The organism is Acidovorax sp. NB1 (assembly GCF_005405905.1).
Lineage (GTDB): Bacteria > Pseudomonadota > Gammaproteobacteria > Burkholderiales > Burkholderiaceae_C > Acidovorax.
The window spans coordinates 166,120-192,418 of record NZ_BJHU01000025.1; the positions used below are offsets into that span (position 1 = coordinate 166,120).

The 26,299-nt window shown below is 67.7% G+C and carries 20 protein-coding genes; 6 read left to right on the forward strand and 14 right to left on the reverse strand.

Features of this window, described 5'->3' with window-relative positions:
* Positions 1 to 184 precede the first annotated feature (184 nt).
* Positions 185 to 823, forward strand: coding sequence for a hypothetical protein (locus tag AvAM_RS12000; RefSeq protein ID WP_137747275.1), 639 nt, complete (start codon positions 185 to 187; stop codon positions 821 to 823).
* A gap of 118 nt (positions 824 to 941) precedes the next feature.
* Here AvAM_RS12000 and AvAM_RS12005 read toward each other — a convergent pair whose 3' ends face one another.
* The 3 genes from AvAM_RS12005 to AvAM_RS12015 form a co-directional block, all read right to left on the reverse strand.
* Positions 942 to 2,594, reverse strand: coding sequence for a hypothetical protein (locus tag AvAM_RS12005; RefSeq protein ID WP_137747276.1), 1,653 nt, complete (start codon positions 2,592 to 2,594; stop codon positions 942 to 944).
* A 114-nt stretch (positions 2,595 to 2,708) separates the two neighbouring features.
* Positions 2,709 to 4,052, reverse strand: coding sequence for an SH3 domain-containing protein (locus AvAM_RS12010; RefSeq protein WP_137747277.1), 1,344 nt, complete (start codon positions 4,050 to 4,052; stop codon positions 2,709 to 2,711).
* A gap of 156 nt (positions 4,053 to 4,208) precedes the next feature.
* Positions 4,209 to 5,849, reverse strand: a complete 1,641-nt coding sequence (locus AvAM_RS12015; protein WP_171012205.1) for an argininosuccinate lyase — start codon at positions 5,847 to 5,849, stop codon at positions 4,209 to 4,211.
* Between the two features lie 175 nt (positions 5,850 to 6,024).
* Here AvAM_RS12015 and AvAM_RS12020 point away from each other — a divergent pair, with 175 nt between their 5' ends.
* The gene (locus AvAM_RS12020; RefSeq protein WP_063463265.1) at positions 6,025 to 6,969 is read left to right on the forward strand and encodes a LysR family transcriptional regulator; all 945 of its coding nucleotides are present in this window, start codon (positions 6,025 to 6,027) and stop codon (positions 6,967 to 6,969) included.
* Between the two features lie 25 nt (positions 6,970 to 6,994).
* On the opposite strand, the gene yegQ is transcribed toward AvAM_RS12020, so the two are convergent.
* The 5 genes from yegQ to AvAM_RS12045 all read right to left on the reverse strand — a co-directional run bounded on the left by yegQ (position 6,995) and on the right by AvAM_RS12045 (position 11,641).
* On the reverse strand, positions 6,995 to 8,434 hold the full coding sequence (gene yegQ, locus AvAM_RS12025; RefSeq protein WP_137747278.1) for a tRNA 5-hydroxyuridine modification protein YegQ: 1,440 nt from the start codon (positions 8,432 to 8,434) through the stop codon (positions 6,995 to 6,997).
* Between the two features lie 34 nt (positions 8,435 to 8,468).
* Entirely contained in the window at positions 8,469 to 9,398 is a 930-nt protein-coding gene (gene ttcA, locus AvAM_RS12030) for a tRNA 2-thiocytidine(32) synthetase TtcA (protein ID WP_137747279.1), read from the reverse strand.
* A 181-nt stretch (positions 9,399 to 9,579) separates the two neighbouring features.
* Positions 9,580 to 10,644 carry a homocysteine S-methyltransferase family protein gene (locus AvAM_RS12035; protein ID WP_137747280.1) on the reverse strand — a complete coding sequence of 355 codons (1,065 nt, stop codon included), beginning with the start codon at positions 10,642 to 10,644 and terminating at the stop codon, positions 9,580 to 9,582.
* The gene (locus tag AvAM_RS12040) at positions 10,641 to 11,186 is read right to left on the reverse strand and encodes a GNAT family N-acetyltransferase (protein ID WP_137747281.1); all 546 of its coding nucleotides are present in this window, start codon (positions 11,184 to 11,186) and stop codon (positions 10,641 to 10,643) included. The genes AvAM_RS12035 and AvAM_RS12040 overlap by 4 nt, the downstream gene beginning before the upstream one ends.
* The gene (locus tag AvAM_RS12045) at positions 11,180 to 11,641 is read right to left on the reverse strand and encodes a rhodanese-like domain-containing protein (protein ID WP_137747282.1); all 462 of its coding nucleotides are present in this window, start codon (positions 11,639 to 11,641) and stop codon (positions 11,180 to 11,182) included. Before AvAM_RS12045 ends, AvAM_RS12040 begins: the two co-directional genes overlap by 7 nt.
* A 132-nt stretch (positions 11,642 to 11,773) precedes the next feature.
* On the opposite strand from AvAM_RS12045, the gene AvAM_RS12050 reads away from it, so the two are divergent.
* Together AvAM_RS12050 and recQ are read left to right on the forward strand one after the other, a co-directional pair.
* The gene (locus tag AvAM_RS12050; protein ID WP_137747283.1) at positions 11,774 to 13,243 is read left to right on the forward strand and encodes a PLP-dependent aminotransferase family protein; all 1,470 of its coding nucleotides are present in this window, start codon (positions 11,774 to 11,776) and stop codon (positions 13,241 to 13,243) included.
* Entirely contained in the window at positions 13,243 to 15,150 is a 1,908-nt protein-coding gene (gene recQ, locus AvAM_RS12055) for a DNA helicase RecQ (RefSeq protein ID WP_137747284.1), read from the forward strand. Before AvAM_RS12050 ends, recQ begins: the two co-directional genes overlap by 1 nt.
* Positions 15,151 to 15,218: 68 nt before the next feature.
* Here the strand turns inward: recQ and ipdC are convergent, their stop codons facing one another.
* From ipdC to AvAM_RS12085, 6 genes are all read right to left on the reverse strand, one after another.
* On the reverse strand, positions 15,219 to 16,865 hold the full coding sequence (gene ipdC / locus AvAM_RS12060; protein ID WP_063463278.1) for an indolepyruvate/phenylpyruvate decarboxylase: 1,647 nt from the start codon (positions 16,863 to 16,865) through the stop codon (positions 15,219 to 15,221).
* A 164-nt stretch (positions 16,866 to 17,029) separates the two neighbouring features.
* Positions 17,030 to 17,761, reverse strand: a complete 732-nt coding sequence (locus AvAM_RS12065) for an anaerobic ribonucleoside-triphosphate reductase activating protein (RefSeq protein WP_137747285.1) — start codon at positions 17,759 to 17,761, stop codon at positions 17,030 to 17,032.
* Complete coding sequence (nrdD, locus tag AvAM_RS12070) at positions 17,703 to 17,906, reverse strand: anaerobic ribonucleoside-triphosphate reductase (protein WP_063463280.1); 204 nt, start codon at positions 17,904 to 17,906, stop codon at positions 17,703 to 17,705. The genes AvAM_RS12065 and nrdD overlap by 59 nt, the downstream gene beginning before the upstream one ends.
* Before the next feature lie 87 nt (positions 17,907 to 17,993).
* Entirely contained in the window at positions 17,994 to 20,012 is a 2,019-nt protein-coding gene (locus AvAM_RS12075) for a ribonucleoside triphosphate reductase (RefSeq protein ID WP_137747286.1), read from the reverse strand.
* A 224-nt stretch (positions 20,013 to 20,236) separates the two neighbouring features.
* Positions 20,237 to 20,665 carry a hemerythrin domain-containing protein gene (locus tag AvAM_RS12080; protein WP_137747287.1) on the reverse strand — a complete coding sequence of 143 codons (429 nt, stop codon included), beginning with the start codon at positions 20,663 to 20,665 and terminating at the stop codon, positions 20,237 to 20,239.
* Between the two features lie 84 nt (positions 20,666 to 20,749).
* Positions 20,750 to 23,032 (reverse strand): nitric-oxide reductase large subunit, encoded by a 2,283-nt coding sequence (locus tag AvAM_RS12085; protein ID WP_137747288.1) that lies wholly within the window; start codon positions 23,030 to 23,032, stop codon positions 20,750 to 20,752.
* A gap of 277 nt (positions 23,033 to 23,309) precedes the next feature.
* On the opposite strand from AvAM_RS12085, the gene norR reads away from it, so the two are divergent.
* Together norR and AvAM_RS12095 are read left to right on the forward strand one after the other, a co-directional pair.
* The gene (gene norR / locus AvAM_RS12090) at positions 23,310 to 24,875 is read left to right on the forward strand and encodes a nitric oxide reductase transcriptional regulator NorR (protein ID WP_137747289.1); all 1,566 of its coding nucleotides are present in this window, start codon (positions 23,310 to 23,312) and stop codon (positions 24,873 to 24,875) included.
* Positions 24,876 to 25,029: 154 nt separating this feature from the next.
* The gene (locus AvAM_RS12095; protein WP_137747290.1) at positions 25,030 to 26,229 is read left to right on the forward strand and encodes a threonine ammonia-lyase; all 1,200 of its coding nucleotides are present in this window, start codon (positions 25,030 to 25,032) and stop codon (positions 26,227 to 26,229) included.
* The last annotated feature ends 70 nt before the right edge of the window (positions 26,230 to 26,299 follow it).

Below are 26,299 nucleotides of genomic sequence, written 5' to 3' on the forward strand. Positions count from 1 at the left end.
GCGGGGGGATGCCGGATTCTGTCGCCATTCCCTGCGCGTGACCAGTCCCGCCGGCTGCACAGCGCGTACACCACACACGCACCGCAATTGCTATCATTTATATAGCTTACAAGGCAATACCATTGCGCGCAGAGGCCATTTTTAACTCAGAATCTGGGCACCCCTCACGCCCGCCAAGCCCGCCATGCCCTCGCTCCACCCGGTGCCTCCACCCTCCCGCAGCGCCCCGCCCCACCGGTGGGTGGCCCCGGCCCTGCTGTGTGCGGTGCTGGGCTATCTGCTGCTGGCCGCCTGGTTGTTCGCGCCGGGCTGGGAGCGCGCCTTCCGCTCCGACCATTCGCCCGCAGCCTGGCTCTCCAGCGCCTTGCTGCTGGCGCTGTGCACCACCGCGCTGCGCCTCACGGCCGAGCGCTGCCTGCCCCTTGGGCTGGGCGTGTGCCTGGCGCTGGCGTTTGCGGTGCTGGCGGTGGACGAGCAGTTCATGCTGCACGAGCTGTGGAAGTTCCGCTGCCACGAATGGACGGACGCCTGCCGCTGGGGCCCCGTGCGCGAGGCGCCGATGCTGGCAGTGGCCGTGGTGGGCGGGGCCATGCTGGTGTGGCTGCACCACGCCCTGGGCCACCGCAGCACCCGCTGCCTGCTGTGGGCCGGGTTTGCCGTGGGTCTGGCGGCCATTGCCGTGGACCAGTGGCCAGAGGTGCAGCCGCAGGGGCGCTGGTGGCCCGAGCTGCCGCAGTGGCTGGCAACGCTGGAAGAGGCGCTGGAGGTGGTGGCCGAGGCGCTGGTGCTGGCGGCGCTGCTGCGGCAGCCGGGGGCACGGTGAAGCGCGGGCGCGTCCTACGGATTTGCATTCGACCGCATAACCAGGCGGGAAGCCGCAGACAGTGCTGTAGCACGGCAAGGCGAACCAACGACGTTATGCGGTTGAAGGCGAAGCCGTATCACTCCCCCGTGCGCCGCCACACCAGCCCCAGCGCCCTGACTTTTTGCCAGGCGCTGGCGCGTTCGTCCGAGAGCACGTCCAGAAAATCCGACAGGCGCTTGGACTTGACCATGGTGTAGACCGTGAGCGAGGTGGTCAACACAAACACCAGCGCAAAGATGCCCAGCTTCTGCCCCACCGGCGCATCGGCCTCGGCCAGCAGGTTCATGCCCAGAAAGCCCGTGGTCACGGTGCCGATCAGGCCAAAGATGGTCACCACCGTCAGCCGCACCACGGTGTTGGCCTGGCGGCGCAGGCTGTCGGCGTCCAGGTACTGGTTCATCTCGCCGATGCGCTCCTTGACCTCGGTGTAGAGCGGGTCCAGCCCGAGGTGGTTGGAGCACATGCGGAACAGCGCGCGCACCTGGGCCTGTTCGGACACCTCGTGAAACCAGTACCGGTGCGTGAAGCGTAGAAAACCGGCAAAGCTGTCACGGATGGTGCGCTTGAAGCGGCGCACGCTGGCGGCGTCGGCAATGTCCAGGTTTTTCAGGGCCTCGGCCAGCCGGTCCGAGAACATCAGCAGCGCCGCTTTCTGGAAATGTGCAATCAGGAACAGCAAAAAATGCTGGTGCCGGAACTGCGCCAGCACCCCCCGGTCACGGCAGACAAAAAACGGGCTGTTGACATCGCCCAGCACCAGCAGCGAATGGCCGCTGCACAGATAACGCGTGTGGGGGGCGGCGCCGCTGCTGCTCCAGAAGCGGTCGTAGCAGAACCGTTGTTCAAAGTCGGCCAGGTGCTCCTCGGCATAGGGCAGGCAGGCGTCGTCGCCCGGCCTGGCCGCGCCAGTCACCAGCCCGAGGCGCACGAAGTCGCTGCGGCTCAAGGCGCGCGGGTCGTCCAGCGCCAGAAACGCCAGCTGCGGCATGCGGTAGTACTCGATCTGCCGGTAGCGCAGGGGGCCGCTGCGCTCCGAATGGTCGCTCACCAGCGGCTCCAGCAGCCAGGCCCAGTGGGCCGCGATGCGCGGGGCGCGGTGGCTGCTGACATGGGCCATGAACAGGTCGCGCTGGTTGGCGTCGGACGCGGCCAGCACCTGCCCGGCGGCATCCAACCACTCCGCGCTGAACAGGCAGTGCTGGGCGTGGCCCTCCGCATCCCACCCGGCGGGGTAGCCCCGGCCGAAGCGGTACAGCAGCTCCTGCGCCTGGGGCAGCGCCAGGTCGCGGGCGCTGACCTCGACATTGAGCAGCACCAGGTCCAGGTCGAGAAAAAAGTACAGGTCCACATGGACGATGTCGAGCGTGATCGGCGCCGCGCCGGGGTGCAGCACCGCCCGCACGGCGCTGACATCGCTGCGCCGGAACACCCGCATGGGCGAGCCCGTGGCGCTGCCACCTTTCTGGCTGCGCCCCTCGCCATACAGAAAGCGCTGCACATAGGGCAAAAAGGTCACGAACTCGTTGTAATGCCGCTCGTGAAACCGCTGGCTGTCGCCCGTGAACTCGTCCACCACCTCGCGCCAGGGCGAGGCCTCGCCCATGTCCGCCAGCAGCTCCCAGGGCTTGGCGTGCCGCCCCTCGGAGCCCCGCACCGGCATCAGGCGCAGCGGCCACAACAGGACCTGGCGCAACTCCCGCACGCAGAGGGAATGGGACTCAACGGACATGGGCGGGCCTTTCGTGGGGTCGGGGCCGCACGCCAGGCGCTGGCGGCAGACCCATGGGCAGTGTCGGAAACCATGCTACCCAAAACCGCCGGGGGCGGGGGCCTCACAGGCCGCTCAGGTGCACTCCTGGTCCACCCAATGCCCGGCCCGGAACCACTGGCCGCTGATGTTGAGGTACCAGCGCCATTCAAAGATGGGCTCGAAGCTCATGCCGCCCGGCGAAGGAGTGTCGATGCGCAGGATGTCCGCCACGCCGTCGCGGTCCAGGTCGATCTCGTGCACCGTCACAGCGGTGTGCTTGCGCGTGGGCTTGTCGCGGATGGGCGGGTCGGCGGGCTGCATCCAGCTGGTGGCGTAGCGCCGGGTCTTTACCTTCACCGCATCGGGCGGCAGCTTGCCGGGCAGCACCAGGCGAGCCAGCACGTCGGCCGACTCTGACACCTTGGCGTAGCCGCGCACGGCAGTGGTCTCGTCGTTGCGCGGGTCGTCAAAGCCCTTGCCCGGGTAGTGGCCGCCGCAATAGTGGTCCGCATTGCTGATGTCCCAATACCGCCGACCCAAGGTGCGGGCGCCCACCAGGCCCTGGTGCGTGATGGCGTACAGCGTGAGCGCCGGGGCAAAGGCCAGATCGGCACCGCCCACGTCCCAAAAGCCGGTCACGAACTCGATCTCGGGTCCGCTGTGGCGGTTGAAGCTGCCATAGGGCGCAGTGGTGGGCTCCACGGCAATGCGGCTGCCCGCCACCGCCGCGATGCCATCGGCTTCGGCCTCGTGCAGCAGAGCCACGCCCGTGTGGCTGCGGAAGTACGACGGGGCAATCGCAGGCAGCGTGGGCGGGGCGGCCAGGGGCGCCACGGCGGGGATGTGGTCCACGGCGCGGGCCAGCTTCACATCGTCCAGCGGGTTCACCGGGCGGCCCCGGTCGATCTCCTGCTCGGGCCGCAGCAGCACGCCGCCGCGCATGAGCTTTTTGGCCGCCTCCCATTCGGGGCGCTGGGGGTACAACACCGGCATCCGCAGCGTGTGGCTTTGGACCAGCGCGGGCAACTGCAAGGCAGCGGGGCGCGGCAGTGCGTTGCCGTAGGCCCTCATGCGGTTGGCCGACGGCGCCACCCAGAACGCGCGGGCGGCGTCCTTGCCCGCCTGCGCCAGGGTGAGGGGCTGGTCGGCCAGCAGGTTGCAGGCCACATGGGCTTGCAGGGGTTCGGCCAGCGGCGGGCCCAGGCGCGCATCGCCCGCATACAGCACGGCGCACCAGCCGTCGCGCTCGGTGAGCTGTTGCAGCACGGTGTTGGCAGGCACCTGGGCCACCACGCGCGCCTGCGACTGGGCAGCATCGCGCAGGTTGACCCAGGAGCCCTGCACGTAGCGCTGCTTGGCAGGCGCGACGGCCGGGGCCTGGGCCCACGCGCTGACGCCCGCCAGTGCAGCAACCGACGCAACCGCTATGGCGACCATGAACGCAGCGGGAGCTCGCAAGCGTCGCCGGGCTTTCGATGTCGTTCCCATGTGTGTTGACTCCCTTCGCGATGGGCGTGAGTATCGCCCGCCCGAGAGACCCACTCCGGTCGAGCCCTTCGGCCCGCCTGAAGCACACAGCCCGCGAGCCCACGCTCAAGGCAACGACTTCACACCATCAAAAGCCGCGTTCAAGGCAGCCTCAGCCGCCAGCAGCCGCTGCCGCGCCTCGCCCGACCACACGCGGTCTTTGGCCAGGGTGTCCTTGGCAACCGTCGCCATGCGCGTGACCTCCTGCGGCTGCGGCCCGCCCGTGCCGGTGCGGGTGGTCACCATGTCTGCGGGAGACAAAGCGCGGCGAAATGCGGCTTCACCCAGCGGAAGGCGCTGGTCCTTAAGGTCGTATTTCTTGCCCGCTTCGCGGTAGATGCGCACGGCTTCCGCGTACGGAAAATCCTTGGGGCGAATGCTGCGCTCTTTGGCAAACACCACCACGTCCGACGCAAAGTGGTGCCCCACGCGGAACGGCACGCCATGGCTGCGCTGCAGCGCTTCAGCCAGTTCCATCGAGGTGGTCCACTCGGATTCGAGTTCGTCCAGCGCACGCGCGGGGTCGATGCGCAATGAGTCCAGCACATCGGCAAACTGCTGCAGCATCTCCGTGCCCTGCACAAAGGTCTTGGCGCTGGCCGGGCTCCAGGTGTTCTTGTAGTCGATCATGCCGGGCGTGACGTTATGCGCCCGCCACAGCGATGCCTGGGCCGAGGCCACCACGTCGCTGGCCTTGGCCCGCGTGTTCTGGATGATGCCGGGGTTGGCCTTCTGGGGCATGGCGCTGCTGGTGTAGGTCTTGCCACTGGCCAACAACAACCACGGCCGGGTCTGGTGGTACTGCGTGTGCACATCCTGCATGAAGGCGCCCACGCGGATGGCCGTGGAACTGGCGATGGAGGTGGCCTCGATGGGAATGTCGTAGGTGCTGATCTGCCCCGCATCCAGCGAGTTGACGATCAGCCCGTCAAACCCCAGCAGTTGCGCCAGGCGCTCGCGGTTGATGCTCCAGCTGGAGTTGGCCAGCACGGCCGTGCCCATGGGGCTGAGGTTGATGCGCGCGTAGGCCTCGCGGATGCGTGCCGAGTCGCGCGCAAACGAATCGGCAAACGCCATCAGGTAGTGCCCGTAGCTGATGGGCATGGCCTGCACGCCATTGGTGTACGCGGGCACATAGGTGGCGGTGTGTGCCTGCGCCGTGTTGATGAGCCGTGCGCGCACCTGGTCCAGCGCATCGGCAAAGTCCAGCATCTCCAGACGCAACTGCGCCGCATTCAAGGTGGAATGGATGTCCTGGCGGCTGCGCCCGGTGTGGATGAGCGTGGCCTCGGGGCCCACAGCGTCGGTGATGATCTTCTCGACCTGCAGCACATCGGTGGGGCGCTTGCCACCGGGCGTGGTGGCCTGGGTGATCGACAGCTCGACACCGCGCGCGATGCGGCCGGCCTGGGCCTTGGGGATGATGCCCTGCTCGACATTCACCACGGTCGATGCCATGTTGATGCGACCGAACCAGTAGAACGTGTCTTGCGACTTGGCCAAGGCGCTGGTGGCATCCCCTTTGACCACGCCCTGGATCTTGGCGACCTGCGCCTGGCACTCGGCGGTGGTTTTGCAGGCGGTGTCGAGCGTGTCGGCGGCTTGCGCCTGGCCCATGGCCAGGATGGCACCCACGACCGGGGCGAGCAGGAAGCGGGTGGGGCGCAAGGTGATCGTGCGCGCAGGGTGGCGCTGAGGCGATGGCATGGGGTTTTGTCTCCTGAGATACCGCTCAGCCAGCGGCGGGCTGGCGCGGGAATAAGATTCGTTAATTGAATGAACCCAGCATGGGTTTGCACCCCACTGGCCCCGGAATCGTTCCACAACGATCCAAGCAAGGCCAATGCTTCTTTTTCAATTGAATCCATTTTTCGAATAGCCCATGCCAGACTTGACGCCCTCGGTCCTGTTCAACCGCATCCTGGGGCGCGTGCGCCTCAAGCACCTGCAGCTGGCCATTGCGATTGCCGACCTGCAAAGCCTGCACCGCGCGGCCTCTTCCATTGGCATGAGCCAGCCCGCAGCGACCCACGCGCTGGTCGAGCTGGAAAGCTCTCTGGGCGGCCCCCTGTTCGAGAGACACTCCAAGGGCATGCGGTTGACCAGTCTGGGGGATGTGGTGTTGCCGCTGCTGCGCGCTTCGCTGGTGCCTCTGCAGGCAGCTGCTGGCAATGCAGCATTGATGCAGCAAGGCGCCGCTTCCGCGCTGATCCGCATCGGAAGCATTGCGGCGGGCATCAATGGGTTGCTGACCGCCGCCATTCCGGCCTACTGCGCCTTGCACCCGAGCGCCGCCATCGATGTCCACGAAGTCACCATCGACAACCTGCTGGAGAGCATCCAGGAAGGAACCCTGGACTTGGCGATCTGCCGCGAACCAACCCCGCTGCCGCAGGGGTTCGAGTTCCATGCCGCACTCCAGGATGAATTCGTCGTTGCCTGCCGTCCCACGCACCCGCTGGCTCAACAGACATCCGTCACGGGCGCAGATCTGCTGTCACAACGCTGGCTGGCACCGCCGCTCACAGGGTTGGGCCCTCAACAGGTGGATAGCCTGTTCGACGATTTGGGTGGGGTGCCGGAACTGTGCCGCGTATCGAGTCGCTCGACGGAAATCATCTACGCGATGCTGGCGGACAGCGACATGTTGGTCTGCGTGCCTGCGAGCCTTGTGCGGCCGTTGGTGCGGCGCAGGGATCTGGCCGTTCTATCGTGGAGACCCCAGGGTGTGGGGCCTCTTGGTGTGCTGGTCAAAGCGGAGGTGTTCGCCAACCCGGCCCATTCTTGCCACGCATTCATCGAGCACGTGCTCTCCCTGCGGGGTTGACCCAGGCGCGCAGCGGCGCGTTGGTTCACGCGGTCAGTGCAGGCTCTGCCTTCGCATCGCCCGCCTGGGCCTCCACCACCCGGGCCAGCAGCGCGCCGCTGTAGCGTGCGGGCAGCGGAATCCACACGCGCACGGGGTTGCCCTGGGCGACCTGCACGGGCTGGCCTTCCACGTTGCGCATTGCTTGCAGGCGCACTTGGGTGTTGCCGCTAGGGTGCACCACTTCGAGCAGGTCGCCCACGGCGAAGTGGTTCTTGGTTTCGACCTGCACCCAGTCGCCTTGCAAGCCAACATCCACCTGTCCCTCGGCGCCCAGCACCTCGCCCACGAACTGGCTGCGCTGCGTGGCCGAATGGCCGCTGAGGTAGTTCTGGTAGTCGTTGCTGGGGCGGCGCTCCAGCAGGCCGCCGGTGTAGCCGCGGTTGGACAGGCCTTCCAGCTCGATGAGCAGCTCGGGGTTGAAGGGACGGCCCGCCACGGCGTCATCGATCGCGCGGCGGTACACCTGGGCGGTGCGGGCCACGTAGTACAGGCTCTTGGTGCGGCCTTCGATCTTGAGCGAATCGACGCCGATCTGCGCCAGGCGCGCCACGTGCTCCACCGCGCGCAGGTCCTTGCTGTTCATGATGTAGGTGCCGTGCTCGTCTTCCATGATGGGCATCATCTGCCCAGGGCGGCCGGCCTCTTCGATGAGGTAGACCTTGTCGGCCTTGGGGTGGCGCTCGCCGTTGCCGGTGGTGGAGGCGAAGGCCTGCTCAGCCTTTTGCTGCGCGGCCTCGAAGTTGAAGTCGCCTTCCATTTTTTGCGCAATGGCTTCGCCCGTGGTGGGGTCGATGTCGGCGTCGTGCGTGGCGTAGTTCCAGCGGCAGGCGTTGGTGCAGGTGCCCTGGTTGGGGTCGCGGTGGTTGAAGTAGCCGCTGAGCAAACACCGGCCCGAATACGCGATGCACAGCGCGCCGTGCACAAACACTTCCAGCTCCATGTCGGGGCATTCCTGGCGGATCTTTTCGATCTCGTCCAGGCTCAGTTCGCGCGACAGGATGACGCGCTCCACGCCCATCTTTTGCCAGAACTTCACGGCCGCCCAGTTGGTGGTGTTGGCCTGCACCGAGAGGTGCACCACCTGCTCGGGCCACTTTTCCTTGACCATCATGATCAGGCCCGCGTCGGCCATGATCAACGCGTCGGGTTGGCAGTCGATCACGGGCTCGATGTCGCGCAGGTAGGTGCGGATCTTGTCGTTGTGCGCAATCAGGTTGCTCGTCACAAAGAACTTCTTGCCGCGTGCGTGGGCCTCGTCAATGCCTTGCTTGATCTGCTCCAGGCGGAACTCGTTGTTGCGCGCGCGCAGGCTGTAGCGCGGCTGGCCTGCGTACACCGCGTCGGCACCAAAGTCGTAGGCGGCGCGCATCTTGTCGAGCGAGCCAGCGGGCAGGAGGAGTTCGGGGGCTTTGAGCGTGGTCATGGGGTGGCCCAATCTAAAAATCATCGGTGTCAGGTCAGCGCGGCATCAGCGGCAGGCCCGCGAGCATGCCCACGGCCTGCGCAGGCAGTTCTTCGGCGTCAAAGGCCTTGTCGCCATCGGCGTCGGCCATGCCGTTGGGTAACAGGCCCTTGAAGTCGAACTGGCGCGGGTCCATGAAGTGCGAGGGCACCAGGTTGCGCAGCGCCACGGCCATGTTCTCGATGCGGCCGGGGTAGAGCTGCTGCCAGTCGCGCAGCATCTGGCCAATCTGCTTGCGCTGCAGGTTCTCCTGGCTGCCGCACAGCGTGCAGGGGATGATGGGGAATTGCTGGATCTGCGCCCAGCGTGCCAGGTCGTCCTCGGCCACGTAGGCCAGGGGGCGGATGATGAGGTGGTCGCCCCGGTCGCTCTGCACCTTGGGCGGCATGCCCTTGAGCTTGCCGCCGAAGAACATGTTCAGAAAGAAGGTCTGCAGCATGTCGTCGCGGTGGTGGCCCAGCGCAATTTTTGTGCAGCCCAGCTCGTCGGCCACGCGGTACAAAATGCCCCGGCGCAGGCGGCTGCACAGGCTGCACATGGTCTTGCCCTCAGGGATGTGCTCCTTGACGACGCTGTAGGTGTCCTGCGTTTCGATGTGGAAGGGCACGCCCACCTGGGCCAGATATTCAGGCAGCACATGGGCCGGAAAGCCGGGCTGCTTCTGGTCCAGATTGACGGCGATCAGTTCGAACCGATTGCCGTTGCGCTGCTGCAGCAAACGCAGCACGTCCAGCATTCCATAACTGTCCTTGCCGCCCGACACGCACACCATCACCTTGTCGCCGTCTTCGATGAGGCCGAAGTCGGTGATGGCCTGGGCCACCTGGCGCACCAGGCGCTTTTCGAGCTTGAGCGCGGCGTGGGCAGCGGCTTTCTCGGCAGCCTCCGCAGAGGGGGTGTCGGGCAAGGTGGCAATAACGGACATGGCAAACAGACCGGAGCTGGCAGAGGGTGCGGAAAAGACTTCAACGGAAAGGCGCAAGGGTGCCGCAGCTTCCGGCAACCCGCAATGCGCTACCGCAGGGCGGTGGCGCATGAATTGCTACATATTTAATAGCTATAAACGCTTACTGGTCGCGCGCAAACGGCCAATTTTTCTCGGATTTTCAAGCTTCTGCGGGGTAAAACATCTTGCGGGTGGGCACAGCCTCCACCGCCTGGGCAATGGCGCCGATGTGGTCCGGCGTGGTGCCGCAGCAGCCGCCCAGGATGTTGACCAGCCCCTCGGCCGCGAACTCGTGCACCAGGCGGCTGGTGATCTCGGGTGTTTCATCAAAGCCGGTGTCGCTCATCGGGTTGGGCAGGCCGGCGTTGGGGTAGCAGCTGATGAAGGTGTCCTCGGCCACGCGGTTCAGCTCCTGGATGTAGGGGCGCATCAGCGTGGCGCCCAGCGCGCAGTTCAGGCCGATGGCCAGCGGGCGCGAGTGGCGCACGCTGTGCCAGAAGGCGGTCACGGTCTGGCCGCTCAGGATGCGGCCCGAGGCGTCGGTCACCGTGCCGCTGATGATCAGCGGCAGGCGCTGGCCACTGTTTTCGAAATACTCGTCGATGGCAAACAAGGCCGCCTTGGCGTTCAGCGTGTCGAAGATGGTCTCGACCAGCAACACGTCGCTGCCGCCCTCGACCAGCGCCTCGGTCTGCTCGTAGTAGGCGGCGCGCAGCGCTTCAAAGTCCACATTGCGCGCGCCGGGGTCGTTCACGTCGGGGCTGATGCTGGCCGTCTTGGGCGTGGGGCCCAGGGCACCGGCCACGAAGCGGGGCTTGTCGGGCGTGCTGTACTTGTCGCAGGCGGCGCGGGCGAGCTGGGCCGAGCGCAGGTTCATCTCGCGCGCCAGGTCGGCCATGTGGTAGTCCTCCTGCGCAATGGTGGTCGCGCCGAAGGTGTTGGTCTCGATGAGGTCGGCACCGGCTGCCAGGTAGCGCTCGTGGATGTCGCTGATCACGTCGGGCCGGGTGAGCGAGAGCAGCTCGTTGTTGCCCTTCACGTCGTAGGCAAAGTCCTTGAACCGGTCGCCCGCGCTGCCCGGGCCGCTGTAGCCCTCGCCCCGGTACTGCGCCTCGCCCAGCTTGAAGCGCTGGATCATGGTGCCCATGGCGCCGTCGAGGATGACGATGCGTTGGGCGAGGATGTCGGGCAGTTGCGCGGCGCGCGTGTAGGCAGGCGTTTTCATCCCCCGATTGTAGAAACCCGCTCGACGGCCGGGCCCGCAAGGGGTTTCGGCACCGTCGGCACAACGTCGCCACAAACCAGGGTGTAGCGCTGCTTGGCCAGCCGCGTGGCCCCCAGCCGGTCATAAAAGCGGATCGCGCCTTCGTTCCACACGGGGGTTTGCCACTGCAGCTGCGCGCAGCCCAGGGCGCGCGCGCGGCACACGGCGGCGTCCAGCAGCGCACGGCCCAGCCCCAGGCCCCGTGCCGCCGGGGCGAGGTACAGGCAGTCCAGGTGCAGAAAGGGCTGCGCCGCCAGGGTGGCGTAGTCCAGGGTGGCACTGGCGTAGCCCACCGCGTGCCCATTCAGATAACCCAGCCAGGCGTTCAGCCGCCCGGCCTTCAGCCCGTGCGCCAACCGCTCGGCGTGGCCGTCGGCGCAGTGCGGAATCTGCTCGTAGGCCGCATGCGCCGCACACAGGCGGGCCAGCACTTCGGCATCGGCCGCCAGCGCGGGGCGCAAGGCCCAGCCCGCAGGGGGCGGGCAGGTAGCGGTGGTCAACATGCGCACTCGATGGCGGGCCGGGCGGCGGGCATGGTGCCGCGTTCGGGGCCGGTGGCCACGGGCTGGCCATCGCGGATCCAGAAGTCCAGGCCGCCCAGCATCTCCTTGACCGTGAAGCCCAGGCGCGCGAGCTTGTAGGCGCCCTTGGTCGATCCGTTGCAGCCAATGCCGTCGCAATAGGTCACGTAGACCTTGCTACGGTCCAGGTGGGCCGTGCTGTCCGCGTCCATGGTGCTGTGGGGAAAACTCACGGCGCCGGGCACATGGCCTTGTTCGTAGTGCGCGGGCGAGCGGGTGTCGAGCACCACGATGGCATCGATGCCGTTGCGCAGGTCTTCGGCCACGTCCCAGGCATCGGCATGAAAACTGAGCTTGGCGGCCATGTAGTCGCACGACTGCGCGGGGGTGGGGGCGGGAAAGGCCAGAACGCTGGAGGTGGGGGCGGGGTGGGTCATGGGGCTCCTTGGGTGATGCCGTAGTGGTGCGGTGGTGGTGTGCAGAGGTTGCGCCGATGGATGCCAGTGTGCGCCGCTTTGGCCTTATAAATGAGGCCAATTTCTCGATACGAATAAGACCAATCCAGCTCCATGGCCACGATCAAACCCCGTCTTTTGCTGTCGCTGATGGAAACCCAGGCCGACGGCGGGCGGCGGGCGCGCCTGTGCGCCGCCCTGCGCGAGGCAGTGCGTAGCGGCCAGGCCGTGCTGGGCGAGCGGCTGCCGTCCAGCCGCCACCTCGCACAGGACCTGGGCCTGTCGCGCGTGACGGTGGAGGCCGCCTATGCCCAGCTGGAAACCGAGGGCTACCTGCGCCGCCAGGTGGGCCAGGGCAGTTTTGTGGCCATCGACATGGAGGCCGCTGCGCCGCGCCAGGCCAGTGGCGCCCTCCGCCCGGCGGGCGCTGCGGGCGCGCTGCGGCTGTCGGCCCGGGGCCAGCGCATGGTGGACACCGGGGGCTGCCGCGAGCCCGAGCGCCCGCGCGCCTTTGTGGCGGGCAGCCCGGACCTGGAGGCCTTTCCCACCGGCCTGTGGCGCCAGCTGCTGCAGCGGCGCCTGCGGCAGGACGCGGCGGCGCTGATGTTCTATGGCGACCCCCAGGGCCTGCCCGCACTGCGCGAGGCCATTGCGCGCTACCTCGGCCAATCGCGCGGGGTGCGTTGCCACGCGGGGCAGGTGCTGGTGCTGACGAGTTCGCAGCAGGCGCTACAGCTGCTGTCGGCCACGCTGCTGGACGACGGCGATGCGGTGTGGATGGAAGACCCGGGCTACGCGGGCGCCCGCACGGCCTTCAGCGCCAGCGGCGCCCGTCTGGTGGACATGCCCCTGGACGGCGAAGGCGCCACGCTGGACGCGGCACGCCCCACCCCCCGGCTGATCTACCTCACGCCCTCGCACCAGTTCCCCACGGGGCAGGCCATGTCGCTGGCGCGGCGGCTGGCCTTCATCGCCCACGCCCGGGCCACCGGGGCCTGGCTGATCGAGGACGACTACGACAGCGAGTTTCTGTACGACCACCAGCCCACCCCGGCGCTGCAAGGGTTGGACGAGCAGGGCCAGGTGGTCTACATCGGCACTTTTTCCAAATCGCTGTTTCCGTCGGTGCGGCTGGCCTACATGGTGCTGCCCGAGGCGCTGGTCGCCCCGCTGGTGACGGCACGCACCATCTACGACGGCCACCCCGCGCAGCCCATGCAGGCGGTGGCGGCAGATTTCATGGACCAGGGCCACTTCGCGGCCCACCTGCGGCTGATGCGGCAGCTCTACCGCAGCCGCCGCGACGTGCTGCTGCAGGCCCTGCACAGCCACCTGCCCTGGGCCACCCCCATGGACAGCCGGGGCGGCCTGCAGATGGCCGTGCGCCTGCCCGAGGGCCAGGAGCCGCAGTACACGCGCCGGGCGGCAGCCCTGGGCATTGCCACCCCCAGCCTGAGCGAGCTCTACCACACGGCGCCCGCCATCGCGGGCTGGCGCCTGGGCTTTGCGGCCCTCGCGCCCGAAGCCATCGATGCGGCAGCACGTGCGCTGGGGCGCATCGGCGCTCATGGACAATACCGGTAATGAATGTGATCGAAATTTCTGCCCCAGGCGAGACACTGTCGGCCTGCTCTGCCGTTCTGCACGAAGTCTTCGGTTACACGGCCTTCCGGGGCGCGCAGGCAGAGATCGTCACGCATGTGAGCAATGGCGGCGACGCCCTGGTGCTCATGCCCACTGGCGGCGGCAAAAGCCTGTGCTACCAGGTGCCCGCCATCGTGCGCCAGCAGCGAGGGCGCGGGGTGAGCATCGTGATCTCGCCGCTGATCGCGCTGATGCACGACCAGGTGGGCGCGCTGCACGAGGCGGGGGTGGAGGCGGCGTTCCTCAACTCCACGCTGAGCTACGACGAGGCGCAGGACGTGGAGTTTCGCCTGCAGACGGGCGAGATCACGCTGCTGTATGCCGCCCCCGAGCGGCTGAACACGCCGCGTTTTCTGGGCCTGCTCGACAGCCTGTACAGCGGCGGCCACCTGAGCCTGTTTGCGATTGACGAGGCGCATTGCGTGAGCCAGTGGGGCCACGACTTTCGCCCCGAGTACCGGGCGCTCACGCTGCTGCACGAGCGCTACCCGCAGGTGCCGCGCATCGCGCTCACGGCCACGGCCGATGCGCTCACGCGCGAGGACATCGTCGAGCGGCTGCAGCTGCAGGACGCGCGGCTGTTCATCAGCAGCTTTGACCGGCCCAACATCCGCTACCGCATCGAAGAGAAGAAGGACGCCACCACGCAGCTGCTGCGCTTCATCGAGCGCGAGCATGCGGGCGAGGCGGGCGTGGTGTATTGCCAGTCGCGCAAGCGTGTGGAAGAACTGGCCGCCACGCTGTGCGACGCGGGCCTGACGGCCCTGCCCTACCACGCAGGCCTGGACACCAAGGTGCGCCAAAAGAACCAGGACCGCTTTCTGCGCGAGGAAGGCATCGTGATGGTGGCCACCATCGCGTTCGGCATGGGCATCGACAAGCCCGATGTGCGTTTTGTGGCGCATGTGGACATGCCCAAGAACATTGAGGGCTACTACCAGGAGACGGGCCGTGCAGGCCGCGACGGGCTGAATGCCGACGCCTGGATGGCCTACGGCCTGAACGATGTGGTGAACCAGCGGCGCATGATCGACGAGAGCCCGGCGGGCGAGGAGTTCAAGCAGGCGCTGCGCGGCAAGCTCGACGCACTACTGGCCCTGGCCGAGGCCACCGACTGCCGCCGCGTGCGCCTCCTGGCCTACTTTGGTGAGCAGTCCACGCCCTGCGGCAACTGCGACAACTGCCTGAACCCGCCTGCAGTGTGGGACGGCACCGATGCGGCCCGCAAGCTGCTGTCCACCATCTACCGGGTGCACGCGGCCAGCGGGCTGACCTTTGGCACGGGCCACATCATGGACATCGTGCGTGGCAAGGACACCGAGAAAGTGCAGCAGTTCGGCCACGACAAGCTCTCGACCTTTGGTGTGGGCAAGGAGTATTCCGAAGCGCAACTGCGCGGCGTGCTGCGCCAGCTGCTGGCCACCGGTGCCGTGGGCCTGCACAAAGTGATGCTGGAAAGCGGCCACAGCTTTGACACCCTGAGCCTCACCGAAGGCTCGCGCGCCGTGCTCAAGGGCGAGGTACCGGTGCAGCTGCGCGAATCCACCGCTGCCGCACCGGCCAAGCGCGCACGCACCCGCAAAGGCACGGGCAGCGCGCCGCCCGCCGCCGCAGCCAACCTGGGCCCGGATGCGCAGGTGCGCTTCATCAACCTCAAGTCCTGGCGCGCCGAGGTGGCACGCGAGCACAACCTGCCCGCGTATGTGATCTTTCATGACGCCACGTTGGCGGCGATTGCCGAGCGCAACCCCGCGTCGCTGGACGACCTGCAGGGCATCAGCGGGATGGGGGCGAAAAAGCTGGAAGCCTACGGAGCGGACGTCCTGCGCGTGGTGCGCGCGGGGTAGCCCAGCGGCCGCGCGTGGCTGCACCGCGATGCGATGGCTGCAGGGCTGCGTGAACAGATCCTTCGAACTCAGGCAGCCGACGCCGCCCGTGCCCGCAGTGCGCGAATGCCTTCGGAAAACCGCCGCAGCGTGGGCGTGCTGTCCCCCGGCGGCACCATGAGTTCGATGAGCTGAAACCGCCCGCGCTCGGCAAATGCGGCATCGAGCGCCGCCTTGAACTGCGCGCGGGTATGCACCCGGTGGCCGCGCCCGCCCAGCGCGTCGGCGGCCTGGGCCAGGTGCCAGTCGCCCAGCGCGGCGCAGCGCGATTCGGTCTGGAAGGCGCGGATCATCTCCCAGGTCTGGTTGTTGAGCACGATGACCACCGGGTCCAGCCCCAGGCGCGGGCAGTTGCCCAGCTCCCAGCCCGTCATCTGGAAGGCGCCGTCGCCCACCAGGACCAGGCTGCGCTGGCCCGAGGCCACCTGTGCGCCGATGCCCGCAGGCACGCCAAAACCCATGGACGCGTAGTAGCCCGGCGCCACCAGCGGCGTGGGCAGCAGCTCCATGGCGGCGAAGAGGCAGTCGCCAATGTCGGCCACGATGTTCATGGGACCCTGCGCACGGATGTGGTCGTTGAGCGCGCGGGAGAGGTCGGCCGCGCACACGGGGGTGTCGTCAGCCACCAGGCCTTCGGGGCATACCGGTGCAGGCGGCAGTGTGCGCGTGGCCTGCTGGCCCACCGCCGGGGCGCGCGCCAACAGCGCCTCCACCAGCGCGGCCAGGGGGATGTTCGGGTACAGGTGGTGGCCCACGCGCGCCTCGCGGTGCGCGGCGATGAGCGCGCGGCGGAAGTCCATGCGCTGGGCGCTCACGCCGAAGTTGCTGTCCGACAGGATGGCGCCCAGCATCATGGGCAGGTCGGAATCGTCGAGCAGCGCGCTCGTCTCGGGCGCGCCCGCCACGCCCAGGTAGGTGCCGTGGAAGGGCACACCCTCCTCGGCCAGCAAGCCCCGGCCCATGAAGGTGGTGAGCACCGGCAGCTGCAGGCGCCGCGCCAGCTCGGCCACACGGCCCTCCAGGCCGAAGCGGCGCACCTCCACGTCCACCACCAGCACGGGGCGCTGGGCGGCGTCAATGCGGGCCATCCATTCGTCGGCGCACTCGGCCACGGCGGCTTCATTGAAGGGGCTGGGCGGCAGCAGGGGCACCTCGGCCATGGGATGCAGCGTCATATCGCGCGGCACCTCGATGAGCACGGGCTGTGAGTATTCGCGGCAGCTGCGCAGCACGCGGGCGAGATCGGCGGGCGCAGTGGCGGGGTCGGACAGGCGCACCTGGTCGCAGGTGATCTCGCGGAAGATGCGCCACTGCGAATCGACATGCCGCACCTGGTGGTGCAGCACCAGGCCCGAGTGCGCCTCCACCTCGCCCGGGCAGCCGGCCAGCACCACCAGGGGTGAGCGCTCGGCATAGGCCCCGGCTACGGCGTTGACCACGTTGAGCGCGCCCGCGCCGTAGGTGACGGCCACCACGCCCAGCCCGCAGTGCATGCGCGCGGCCGCGTCGGCGGCAAAGCCCAGCGAGGGCTCGTGGCTGAGCGTGACCAGGGGCAGGATGCCGCTCTCTTCAATCTGTTTGAACAGGGGCAGGATGAAGTCGCCGGGGATGCCGAAAATCTCGCGCGCGCCGTGGGTTTTGAGCGCGTGCAGCAGCTGGAGGCCAAGGGGGTTCATGGGCTGGGTTCCTTGCAGAGGGTGCCGTTGTGCGGCGATGGCGGATGATCCGCGCGGGCTGTGCAAGGCGCCTCTGATGCGCATCAAAGCGCGCGGGGTATCGCCGAAGTTCGCATGTTTATTTCAAACCAAGCATTTTTGCGCAGGAAAAAGGCGTGCAGCGTTCACGCGCGGCGCAGTGCAAAGCTTGGGAACAGCGCGGCCAGCTGCTGCCGGTGCGCGTCCGTCAGCGCCCAGGCTGGTGCGCCGGGCGTGCGGCATTCCTGCAGCGCCCAGCGGCGCACGCCGCGCGCGGCCAGGGTGCGGGCAAGGTCCAGCAGCTCGTCCACGCCGAACAGCCCGGCGTGCCAGGTGGTGCGGCATTCGTGGTCGGTGCCGTGGGCCAGCAGCACCTCCAGCGCGTCCCAGGCGCGCGCACCGCTGCCGGGCGTCGCGGTGATGGCGTCGTAACGTTGCGGCAAGGCCTTGATGTCCAGGCCCACCCAGTCCAGCTGCGCCAGCAGGGCCGCGAGCCGCCCGGGGTACATGCCACCGGTGTGCAGCGCGGTCTGCAGGCCCAAAGCCCGCACCTCGGCCAGCGCAGCGGGCAGTGCGGCCTGCAGCGTGGGCTCGCCGCCGGAAAACACCACGCCGTCGAGCAAACCACGGCGGCTTTGCAGAAAAGCCAGTGCGCGCTCCCACGGCAGCGCGGGCGGCGCCGTGGCATCGAGCAGCTCGGGGTTGTGGCAGTAGCCGCAGCGCCAGGGGCAGCCCTGGCAATAGACCACCGCCGCAAGACGGCCGGGGAAGTCGATGGTGGTCAGCGGCGTGAGGCCGCCCAGGCGCAAGGACTGCGCTTCAGCAGGCGCCGCTGCGGCAACCACCAGCGTGCTCTGCAAAGAAGCGGCGCTCGGCATGCTCGCCGCGCTTGCCGGTGTTGAAGCTGGCCACCGGGCGGTGGTAGCCCATTACGCGGGTCCAGACCTCGCAGGGCTGGCGCTCGTCGTCGGTGAGCTGCACGGCGGCCAGGGCGGTGTGTTCAGCGGGAGAAAAGTGACTCATGGTGTGCTCCTTGGGGTTGAAATACTATGATTTTGATAGCTGTCAATGCTTGATAGACGGGCGGAAATGCCCTTTTTTATTCATAAATCATGCCGCCAGACGCGCGCGTTTAGCAGCCAGCCGCTCTTCGTCGCAGCGTGGGCAGAACGGGTGCTCGCCCGCCAGGTAGCCGTGCGTGGGGCAGATGGAGAACGTGGGTGTGACGGTGATGTAGGGCAGGCGAAAGTTCGTCAGCGCCCGTTTCACCAGCTCGCGGCAGGCAGCGCCGCTGGAGACGCGTTCGCCCATGTACAGGTGCAGCACAGTGCCGCCGGTGTATTTGGACTGCAGCTGCTCCTGGCGCATCAGGGCTTCGAACGGGTCGTCGGTGAAGCCCACGGGCAACTGCGAGGAGTTGGTGTAGTACGGCTGCTCGGCCGTGCCCGCCTGCAGGATGCCGGGCCAGCGCTTCCTGTCTTCCTTGGCGAAGCGGTAGGTGGTGCCCTCGGCGGGCGTGGCCTCCAGGTTGTAGAGGTGGCCGGTTGCTTCCTGGAAGTCGGTCATGCGCGCGCGTACATGGTCGAGCAGGCGCAAGGCCAGGCGATGGCCTGCTTCGCTGGTGATGTCTTCGCGGCCGCTCGTGAAGTTGCGCACCATCTCGTTGATGCCGTTCACACCCAGCGTGCTGAAGTGGTTGCGCAGCGTGCCCAGATAGCGTTTGGTGTAAGGGAACAGGCCCTGGTCCATGAGCCGCTGGATGAGCTTGCGTTTGGTCTCCAGGCTCTGCTTGCCCAGTTCCATCAGGCGGTCAAGCGCGGCAAACAGGCCCGCTTCATCGCCCGCATGCTGGTAGCCCAGGCGCGCGCAGTTGATGGTGACCACGCCCAGGCTGCCCGTCTGCTCGGCGCTGCCGAACAGGCCGTTGCCGCGCTTCAGAAGCTCGCGCAGATCGAGCTGCAGGCGGCAGCACATCGAACGCACCATGTTCGGCTCCAGCTCAGAGTTGATGAAGTTCTGGAAGTACGGCAGGCCGTACTTGGCGGTCATGTCGAACAGCAGTTGCGCGTTCTCGCTCTCCCAGGGGAAATCCTTGGTGATGTTGTACGTGGGGATGGGGAAGGTGAACACGCGCCCCTTGGCATCGCCCGTGGTCATCACATCGATGTAGGCGCGGTTGATGAGGTCCATCTCGGCCTGCAGGTCGCCGTAGGCAAACGGCATCTCCTGGCCAGCGATCACGGGCACCTGCTCGCGCAGGTCGTCGGGGCAGGTCCAGTCGAAGGTGAGGTTGGTGAACGGCGTCTGCGTGCCCCAGCGCGAGGGCACGTTGAGGTTGTAGACCAGCTCCTGGATGCACTGGCGCACGGCGGCGTAGTCCATGGCATCGATGCGCACGAAGGGCGCCATGTAGGTGTCGAACGACGAGAACGCCTGTGCGCCCGCCCACTCGTTTTGCAGAGTGCCCAGGAAGTTCACGATCTGCCCCACGGCGGAACTCATGTGCTTGGGCGGCCCCGCCTCGACCTTGCCTGGCACGCCGTTCAGGCCCTCGTGCAGCAGCGTGCGCAGCGACCAGCCCGCGCAGTAGCCGCTGAGCATGTCCAGGTCATGGATGTGCATGTCGCCATTGCGGTGCGCCTCGCCGATCTCCGGCGTGTAGACGTGCGACAGCCAGTAGTTGGCCGTGACCTTGCCCGCCACGTTCAGGATCAGCCCGCCCAGCGAGTAGCCCTGGTTGGCATTGGCGTTCACGCGCCAGTCGGCCCGCGTGAGGTATTCGTTGATGGAGCTTTCCACATCGACCAGCGTCTGCTTGTCAGCGCGCAAGGTAGCGTGCTGCTCGCGGTAGACGATGTAGGCGCGCGCGGTGGCCAGGTGGTTGGCGGCGATCAGCGTCTGCTCGGCCACGTCCTGGATCTGCTCCACCGTGGGCGCTTCGCCCTGGAAGCGGTGGATCAGCACCTTGGTGACCTGCGCGGTGAGCAGTGCGGCTTCTTCTGCGCCATATTCGCCCGAAGCCTGGCCCGCGCTGGCCAGCGCAGCACGGATGCGTTCAGGGTCAAAAGGAACACGCTGGCCGCTGCGCAAGAGGACTTCGCGGGGCAAAGTGACGAGGGTGGGCGCCATGGGTTCTCACAATCCAACAGGGGTTTAAAACACTACCTATGGTGTCCACGATACCCATCAAACACTATAGGTAGTTTGACCCAACACAACCGGGACGGTAAGCAGGGGTAAAAAAAAGCCGGCACAAGGGCCGGCAAAAGGAAGGTGCCCTCAGGCCCTACCGATGGATCAGGGTGCATGCGAAGGCATGCGATGGGTGCGCGATGGCGCGGTGACTCAATGGCTCAATGGCAGTCGGCGGTTTCTTCTTCCTCGATGCGGGGATAGAAGTCATGGTCTTCGCGCTGCATGCGCTCGAACACCCGGCGCAGCACCACGTTGGCCTCGTCCCGAAAGCCCTGGGCGTTGCGGCGCACGTTCTCGGCCGTGTTCCAGCGGCGCGCAAACGCGTCGTATGCGCTGGCGATCGAGGCCATCTCGCTCTGGTACTGGCGGCCCAGGCGCGCCAGCTCCACGTTGCCGCCGCGCTGCAGCGCGGGGTACAGCACCTGGTCTTCCACGGCCAGGTGCAGCTTGATGGTGCCGCTCATGGCCACGATGCCCTGCGCGATGGCACTGGCATTGCCTTCCACGCCCGCCTGGGCCAAGGCGCGCAAGGTGGCAATGCTGCGCAGGATGTCGGTGTGCTGGTGCTTGAATTTGTCGAGGTTCATGTTCGCTCCTTGTGGGATGAATGAATGAAGGGATGAAGGGCCTGCGCTGCCGCCGGGGGTGGTGGCCGCAGCGCGCGGCGCGGCTCAGCGGCGGGACTCCGCCAGGTAAACCCCTGCGGTGGCTGCCGGGGCCCGCGAGCCGAACAGCCCGCTCACCACCTGCCAGGCCACGGCAAGCGCGCCGACGATGAAGACCACGTCGCCGAAGGTGCGCACCCAGCGCAGGGTCTGGATGAAGGGCTGCTGCATGAAGGCCTCGCCCCGGGCGTACCACAGGCCTTCGCTCACGCTGGCGTGGAACTGGAACAGGCCGATGGGCAGCAGGCTGGTCGCGATCATCAGCACCAGGCCGGCGTTGAGCCACCAGAAGCCGGTCTTCATCAGCCTGTCGCTGAACACCAGCTGCGGGCGGATGTAGCGCAGCACCAGCAGCGTGAAGCCCAGCGCCAGGAAGCCGTACACACCGAACAGCGCGGCATGGGCGTGCACCGGCGTGGTGTTGAGGCCCTGCAGGTAATACAGCGCAATCGGCGGGTTGATCATGAAGCCGAAGACGCCCGCGCCCAGCATGTTCCAGAAAGCAACGGCCACGAAGCACATCAGCGGCCACTTGAGGTTGGCCATCCACTTCGCGCGGTGCTGCAGGCGCCAGTGCTCCCAGGCCTCGTGGCCCAGCACCACGAGCGGCACCACTTCGAGCGCGCTGAACGATGCACCCACGGCCATCACCGGCGTGGTGGTGCCCGCGAAGTACAGGTGGTGGAAGGTGCCAGGCACGCCGCCCAGCATGAACAGCGAGGCCGAGGCCAGGCTGGCCGCTGTGGCCATGCGGGGCGACACGAGGCCGAGCGTGGAGAAGATGAAGGCCAGCGCCGTGGTGGCGAACACTTCAAAGAAGCCCTCGACCCACAGGTGCACGACCCACCAGCGCCAGTACTCCATCACCGACAGGTGGGTGCGCTCGCCGTAGAAGAAGCCCGCGCCGTAGAACAGGCCGATGGCCACCACCGAGGCAGTGAGCAGCGCCAGCAGGTTCTTGTCGCCAGGCTGGCGGAACGCGGGCACGATGCCGCGCAGCATGAGCACGAGCCAGAAGGCCACGCCGGTGAACTTGCCGATCTGCCACAGGCGGCCCAGGTCCACGTATTCGTAGCCCTGGTGGCCCAGCCAGAAGTTCCACTCGGGCGGCATGATCTGCGCAATCGCCAGGTAGTTGCCCACGAACGAGCCCACCACCACCACGACCAGTGCCCAGAACAGGATGTCCACGCCCAGCTTCTGGTAGGCCGGGTCTTTGCCACCATGGATCAGCGGCGCAAGGAACAGCCCCGCCGCCAGGAAGCCCGAGGCGATCCAGAACAGCGCGCTCTGGATGTGCCAGGTGCGCACCAGCGAATACGGGAACCACTGCGACACGTTGATGCCGTAGAACTGCTGGCCTTCCACCGTGTAGTGCGCCGTGAATCCGCCCAGCAGCACCTGGAAGCTGAACAACGCGACGATGAGGAACAAATACTTGCCCAGGGCGCGCTGCGATGGCGTGAGCGGCACGCGCGACAGGGGGTCGTGCTTGGGCGGCTCAGGGTCGGCCTCGTCGTGCTTGCGCAGGAAGGCCCAGCCCCAGACGAGGAAGCCCACGCCCGCCATCATCACAACCACGCTCATCACCGACCAGACCATGTTCTCGGCCGTGGGCTGGTTGCCGATCAGCGGCTCGTGCGGCCAGTTGTTGGTGTAGGTGGCCACGCTGCCCGGCCGCTCGGTGGCGGCAGCCCAGGCCGTCCAGAAGAAGAAGCCCGTCATCTGCGCGCGCCGCTCTGGGCTGGGCAGGGTGTTCTCCTTCATGGCGAAGTGTTCGCGCGTCTTGTGCAGCGCGGGCACGTCGCTGAACAGCTGGTCGTAGTACAGCGCGGTCATCGCGATCGCATCGGCCCGGGTGGACGACACCGTGGCCACGCCCGTCTCGGGGTTGTAGGTGTTGGTGCGGTACTCGGTCTTCATGCGGTCGCGCAGCACGGCCTGAGCGGCGGCATCCAGCTCGGCAAACGGCTTGCCGTGCGCGCGCTCGGCGGCCACATCGAGCCAGTGGAGCAGCTCGCGGTGCAGCCAGTCGGCCGTCCAGTCGGGCGCCTGGTAGGCGCCGTGGCCCCAGATGGAGCCCAGTTGCATGCCCCCCACCGACTGCCAGGCGGTCTGGCCGTCCAGGATGCTGTCGTGCGTGTAGAGGATCTCGCCCCCGGCCGTGGCGATCCGGGCGGGGATGGGTGGCGCGGTGCGGTAGACCTCGGCCCCGTAGTAGCCCAGCAGGCTGAAGGTGACGATGAGCACGCCGATCAGCGTGAACCAGAGCTTGCGGTAGTTACCCATGGCGGGCCTCCAGAGCGGTGAAAGGGGCCGCAGTGGCCGGGCGGGCGGCGGGGCGCCACGCGAGCGGCATCGGAGTGCGCCGCGCAGGCGGAAGGTGAGGGCTCGATGTCATGGCAATCCTGAAACTGAAAACGAACAAGACAAAAAAGGTTCGCTCTTCTATCGCAAGCGGCAGGCCAGCGGCCTGGCCCAATCACATCAATGACTTAGCGCAATCAGGGTTCTTTTCACCCTTCACAAATCAGGTGATAAACACCATCGATAGGTAAAATTCACCATGCTTCACACGCCCTTGCTTGCCGACCTGGCGACCGACCTGCCCCAGGCCGTGCGCTTGCAGCGCCTGGTGGCGCACCTGCGGGAGCGCTTTCACTGCGGCGCGGTGGCGCTGCTGCAGCTGGAGGAAGACCACCTGCGGCCGGTCGCGGTGGAGGGCCTGGTGCGCGAGGCGCTGGGCCGGCGCTTCGCCGTCAGCCAGCATCCGCGGCTGGCGGCCATCCTGGCGCGCACCGACGTGACCTGGTTCCACCACGACAGCACACTGCCCGACCCCTACGACGGCCTGCTCGACACGCTGGTGGGCGAGCCCCTGCCCGTGCACGACTGCATGGGCATCCGGCTGTCGGTGGACGGGCAGCCCTGGGGCGTGCTCACGCTCGATGCGCTGCAGACCGGCACCTTCGGCGACGACGCGCGCGCCGCGCTGGCCGACTGCCGCGTGCTGGCCGAAGCGGCGGTGCGCATCTCCCGGCTGGAGCGCGAGGTGCAGGCGCTGCGCACGGCACCGCCGCTGCGGGGCGTGGACGACGAGCGCACGCCCCGCGCGGGCGATGCAGACATGGAGATCGTCGGCCAGAGCGAGCCCCTGATGCGCCTGCTGCACGAGCTGGACGTGGTGGCAGGCTCCGATCTGCCGGTGCTGCTGCTGGGGGAGACCGGCGTGGGCAAGGAGCTGTTCGCACGGCGGCTGCACCGCCAGTCGCCGCGCGCTGCCCGTCCGCTGGTGCATGTGAACTGCGCGGCCCTGCCCGAGTCGCTGGCCGAAAGCGAGCTGTTCGGCCATGTGCGCGGCGCGTTCTCGGGCGCGGTGGCCGACCGGCCGGGACGCTTCGAGGCGGCCGAAGGCGGCACGCTGTTCCTCGACGAAGTGGGCGAGTTGCCGCTGGCCGTGCAGGCCAAGCTGCTGCGCACGCTGCAGAACGGCGAGATCCAGCGCCTGGGCGCCGACCGGCCGCGCCGCGTGAATGTGCGCGTGATCGCCGCCACCAACCGCAACCTGCGCGAGCAGGTCACGGGCGGGGCCTTCCGCGCCGACCTGTACCACCGGCTGTCGGTGTACCCCGTGCCCATCCCGCCGCTGCGCGATCGCGGCAACGACGTGCTGCTGATCGCGGGCCGCTTTCTGGAGCTGAACCGCGCGCGGCTGGGCCTGCGCAGCCTGCGGCTGTCGGGCCCGGCGCAGGAGGCGCTGCGGCGCTACCCCTGGCCCGGCAACATCCGCGAGCTGGAACACGTGGTCAGCCGCGCTGCCCTCAAGGCGCTGAGCCGGGGCGTGAGCCGCGCCGACATCGTGACGCTGGAGCCCGCGCTGCTGGACCTGGACGCCGATGCCGTGCACACACCGGCCGCGCCGCCGGATGCCCCGGCGCAATCCGCCGGGCCGCGTGCCGCCCTGCCGGCCGCCCCCACCGGCCCGCTGCGCGAGGCCGTAGACGCCTGCCAGCGCACCAGCATCACCACCGCCCTGGCGCAGCACGGGGGCAACTGGGCCCAGGCCGCGCGGGCGCTGGAGGTGGATGCGAGCAACCTGCACAAGCTGGCGCGCAGGCTGGGCATCAAGTAGATACTATTAATTTGATAGCTACAAAGGCAATACCATCGCGCGGTAAGGCCGTTTTTTGCTCTTGTACATGCACCACAAGGCCACCCCAGCGCCACGCCACGTCCTCCGTGCAACCCTGTGGCGGCCCCCCACAAGCCTGCGCCACAATGGCGCCATGCTGACCCTCCAAGACATCCGTGACGCCGCCACCCGCCTACAAGGCCAGGTGCTGGACACCCCCTGTGTCGAATCCAAGACACTCTCGCAGATCGTGGGCGCGCAGGTGTTCCTCAAGTTCGAGAACCTGCAGTTCACCGCTTCGTTCAAGGAACGGGGCGCCTGCAACCGGCTCACGCTGCTGTCTGAGGACGAACGCGCCCGGGGCGTGGTGGCCATGAGCGCAGGCAACCATGCGCAGGGCGTGGCCTACCACGCGCAGCGCCTGGGCCTGCGCGCGGTGATCGTGATGCCGCGCTTCACGCCCGCCGTGAAGGTGGAACGCACCCGTGGCTTTGGCGCCGAGGTGGTGCTGCACGGCGACACGCTGGAAGAAGCCCGCCAGCATGCCTACGCGCTGGCCGACGCGCAGCGCCTGACCTTTGTCCACCCCTATGACGACGAGGGCGTGGCTGCGGGCCAGGGCACGCTGGGCCTGGAGATGCTGCAGGCCGTGCCCGACCTGGACACGCTGGTGATCGCCGTGGGCGGCGGCGGGCTGATCTCGGGCGTGGCCACGGCCGCCAAGGCGATCAAGCCGGGCATCGAGGTCGTGGGCGTGCAGACCACACGCTTCCCGGCCATGGTCAACGCGGTGAAGGGCACGCACCACCCGCAGGGCACCTCCACCATTGCCGAAGGCATTGCCGTGGGCACGCCGGGCAAGATCACGCAGGAGATCGTCAAGCGCCTGGTGGACGACCTGGTGCTGGTGGACGAAGGCGACATCGAGCAGGCCGTGCTGATGCTGCTGGAGATTGAAAAGACGTTGGTCGAAGGCGCAGGGGCTGCAGGCCTGGCGGCACTGGTGCGCTACCCCGAACGCTTCCAGGGCAAGCGCGTGGGCCTGGTGCTGTGCGGCGGCAACATCGACCCGCTGCTGCTGGCGGCCATCATCGAGCGCGGCATGGTGCGGTCGGGACGCCTCGCGCGCATCAAGGTCAGCGCGCGCGACGTGCCGGGTGTGCTGGCGCGCATCACCGCCACCGTGGCCGACGCGGGCGCCAACATCGGCGAGGTGCACCACCAGCGCGCCTTCACCATGCTGGCCGCGCAGAACGTCGAGATCGAGCTGGTGCTGCAAACCCGCAGCAAGGCCCATGTGGACGAGGTGCTGGAGCGGCTGCGCACGGCGGGCATGGAAGCCGCGCTGATGTGAACCCCACGCCCCGCTGGCCGCCACGGCGCACAGGCGGCTAGAATTGCGCAAGTTTTCAGCATCTGGAGCC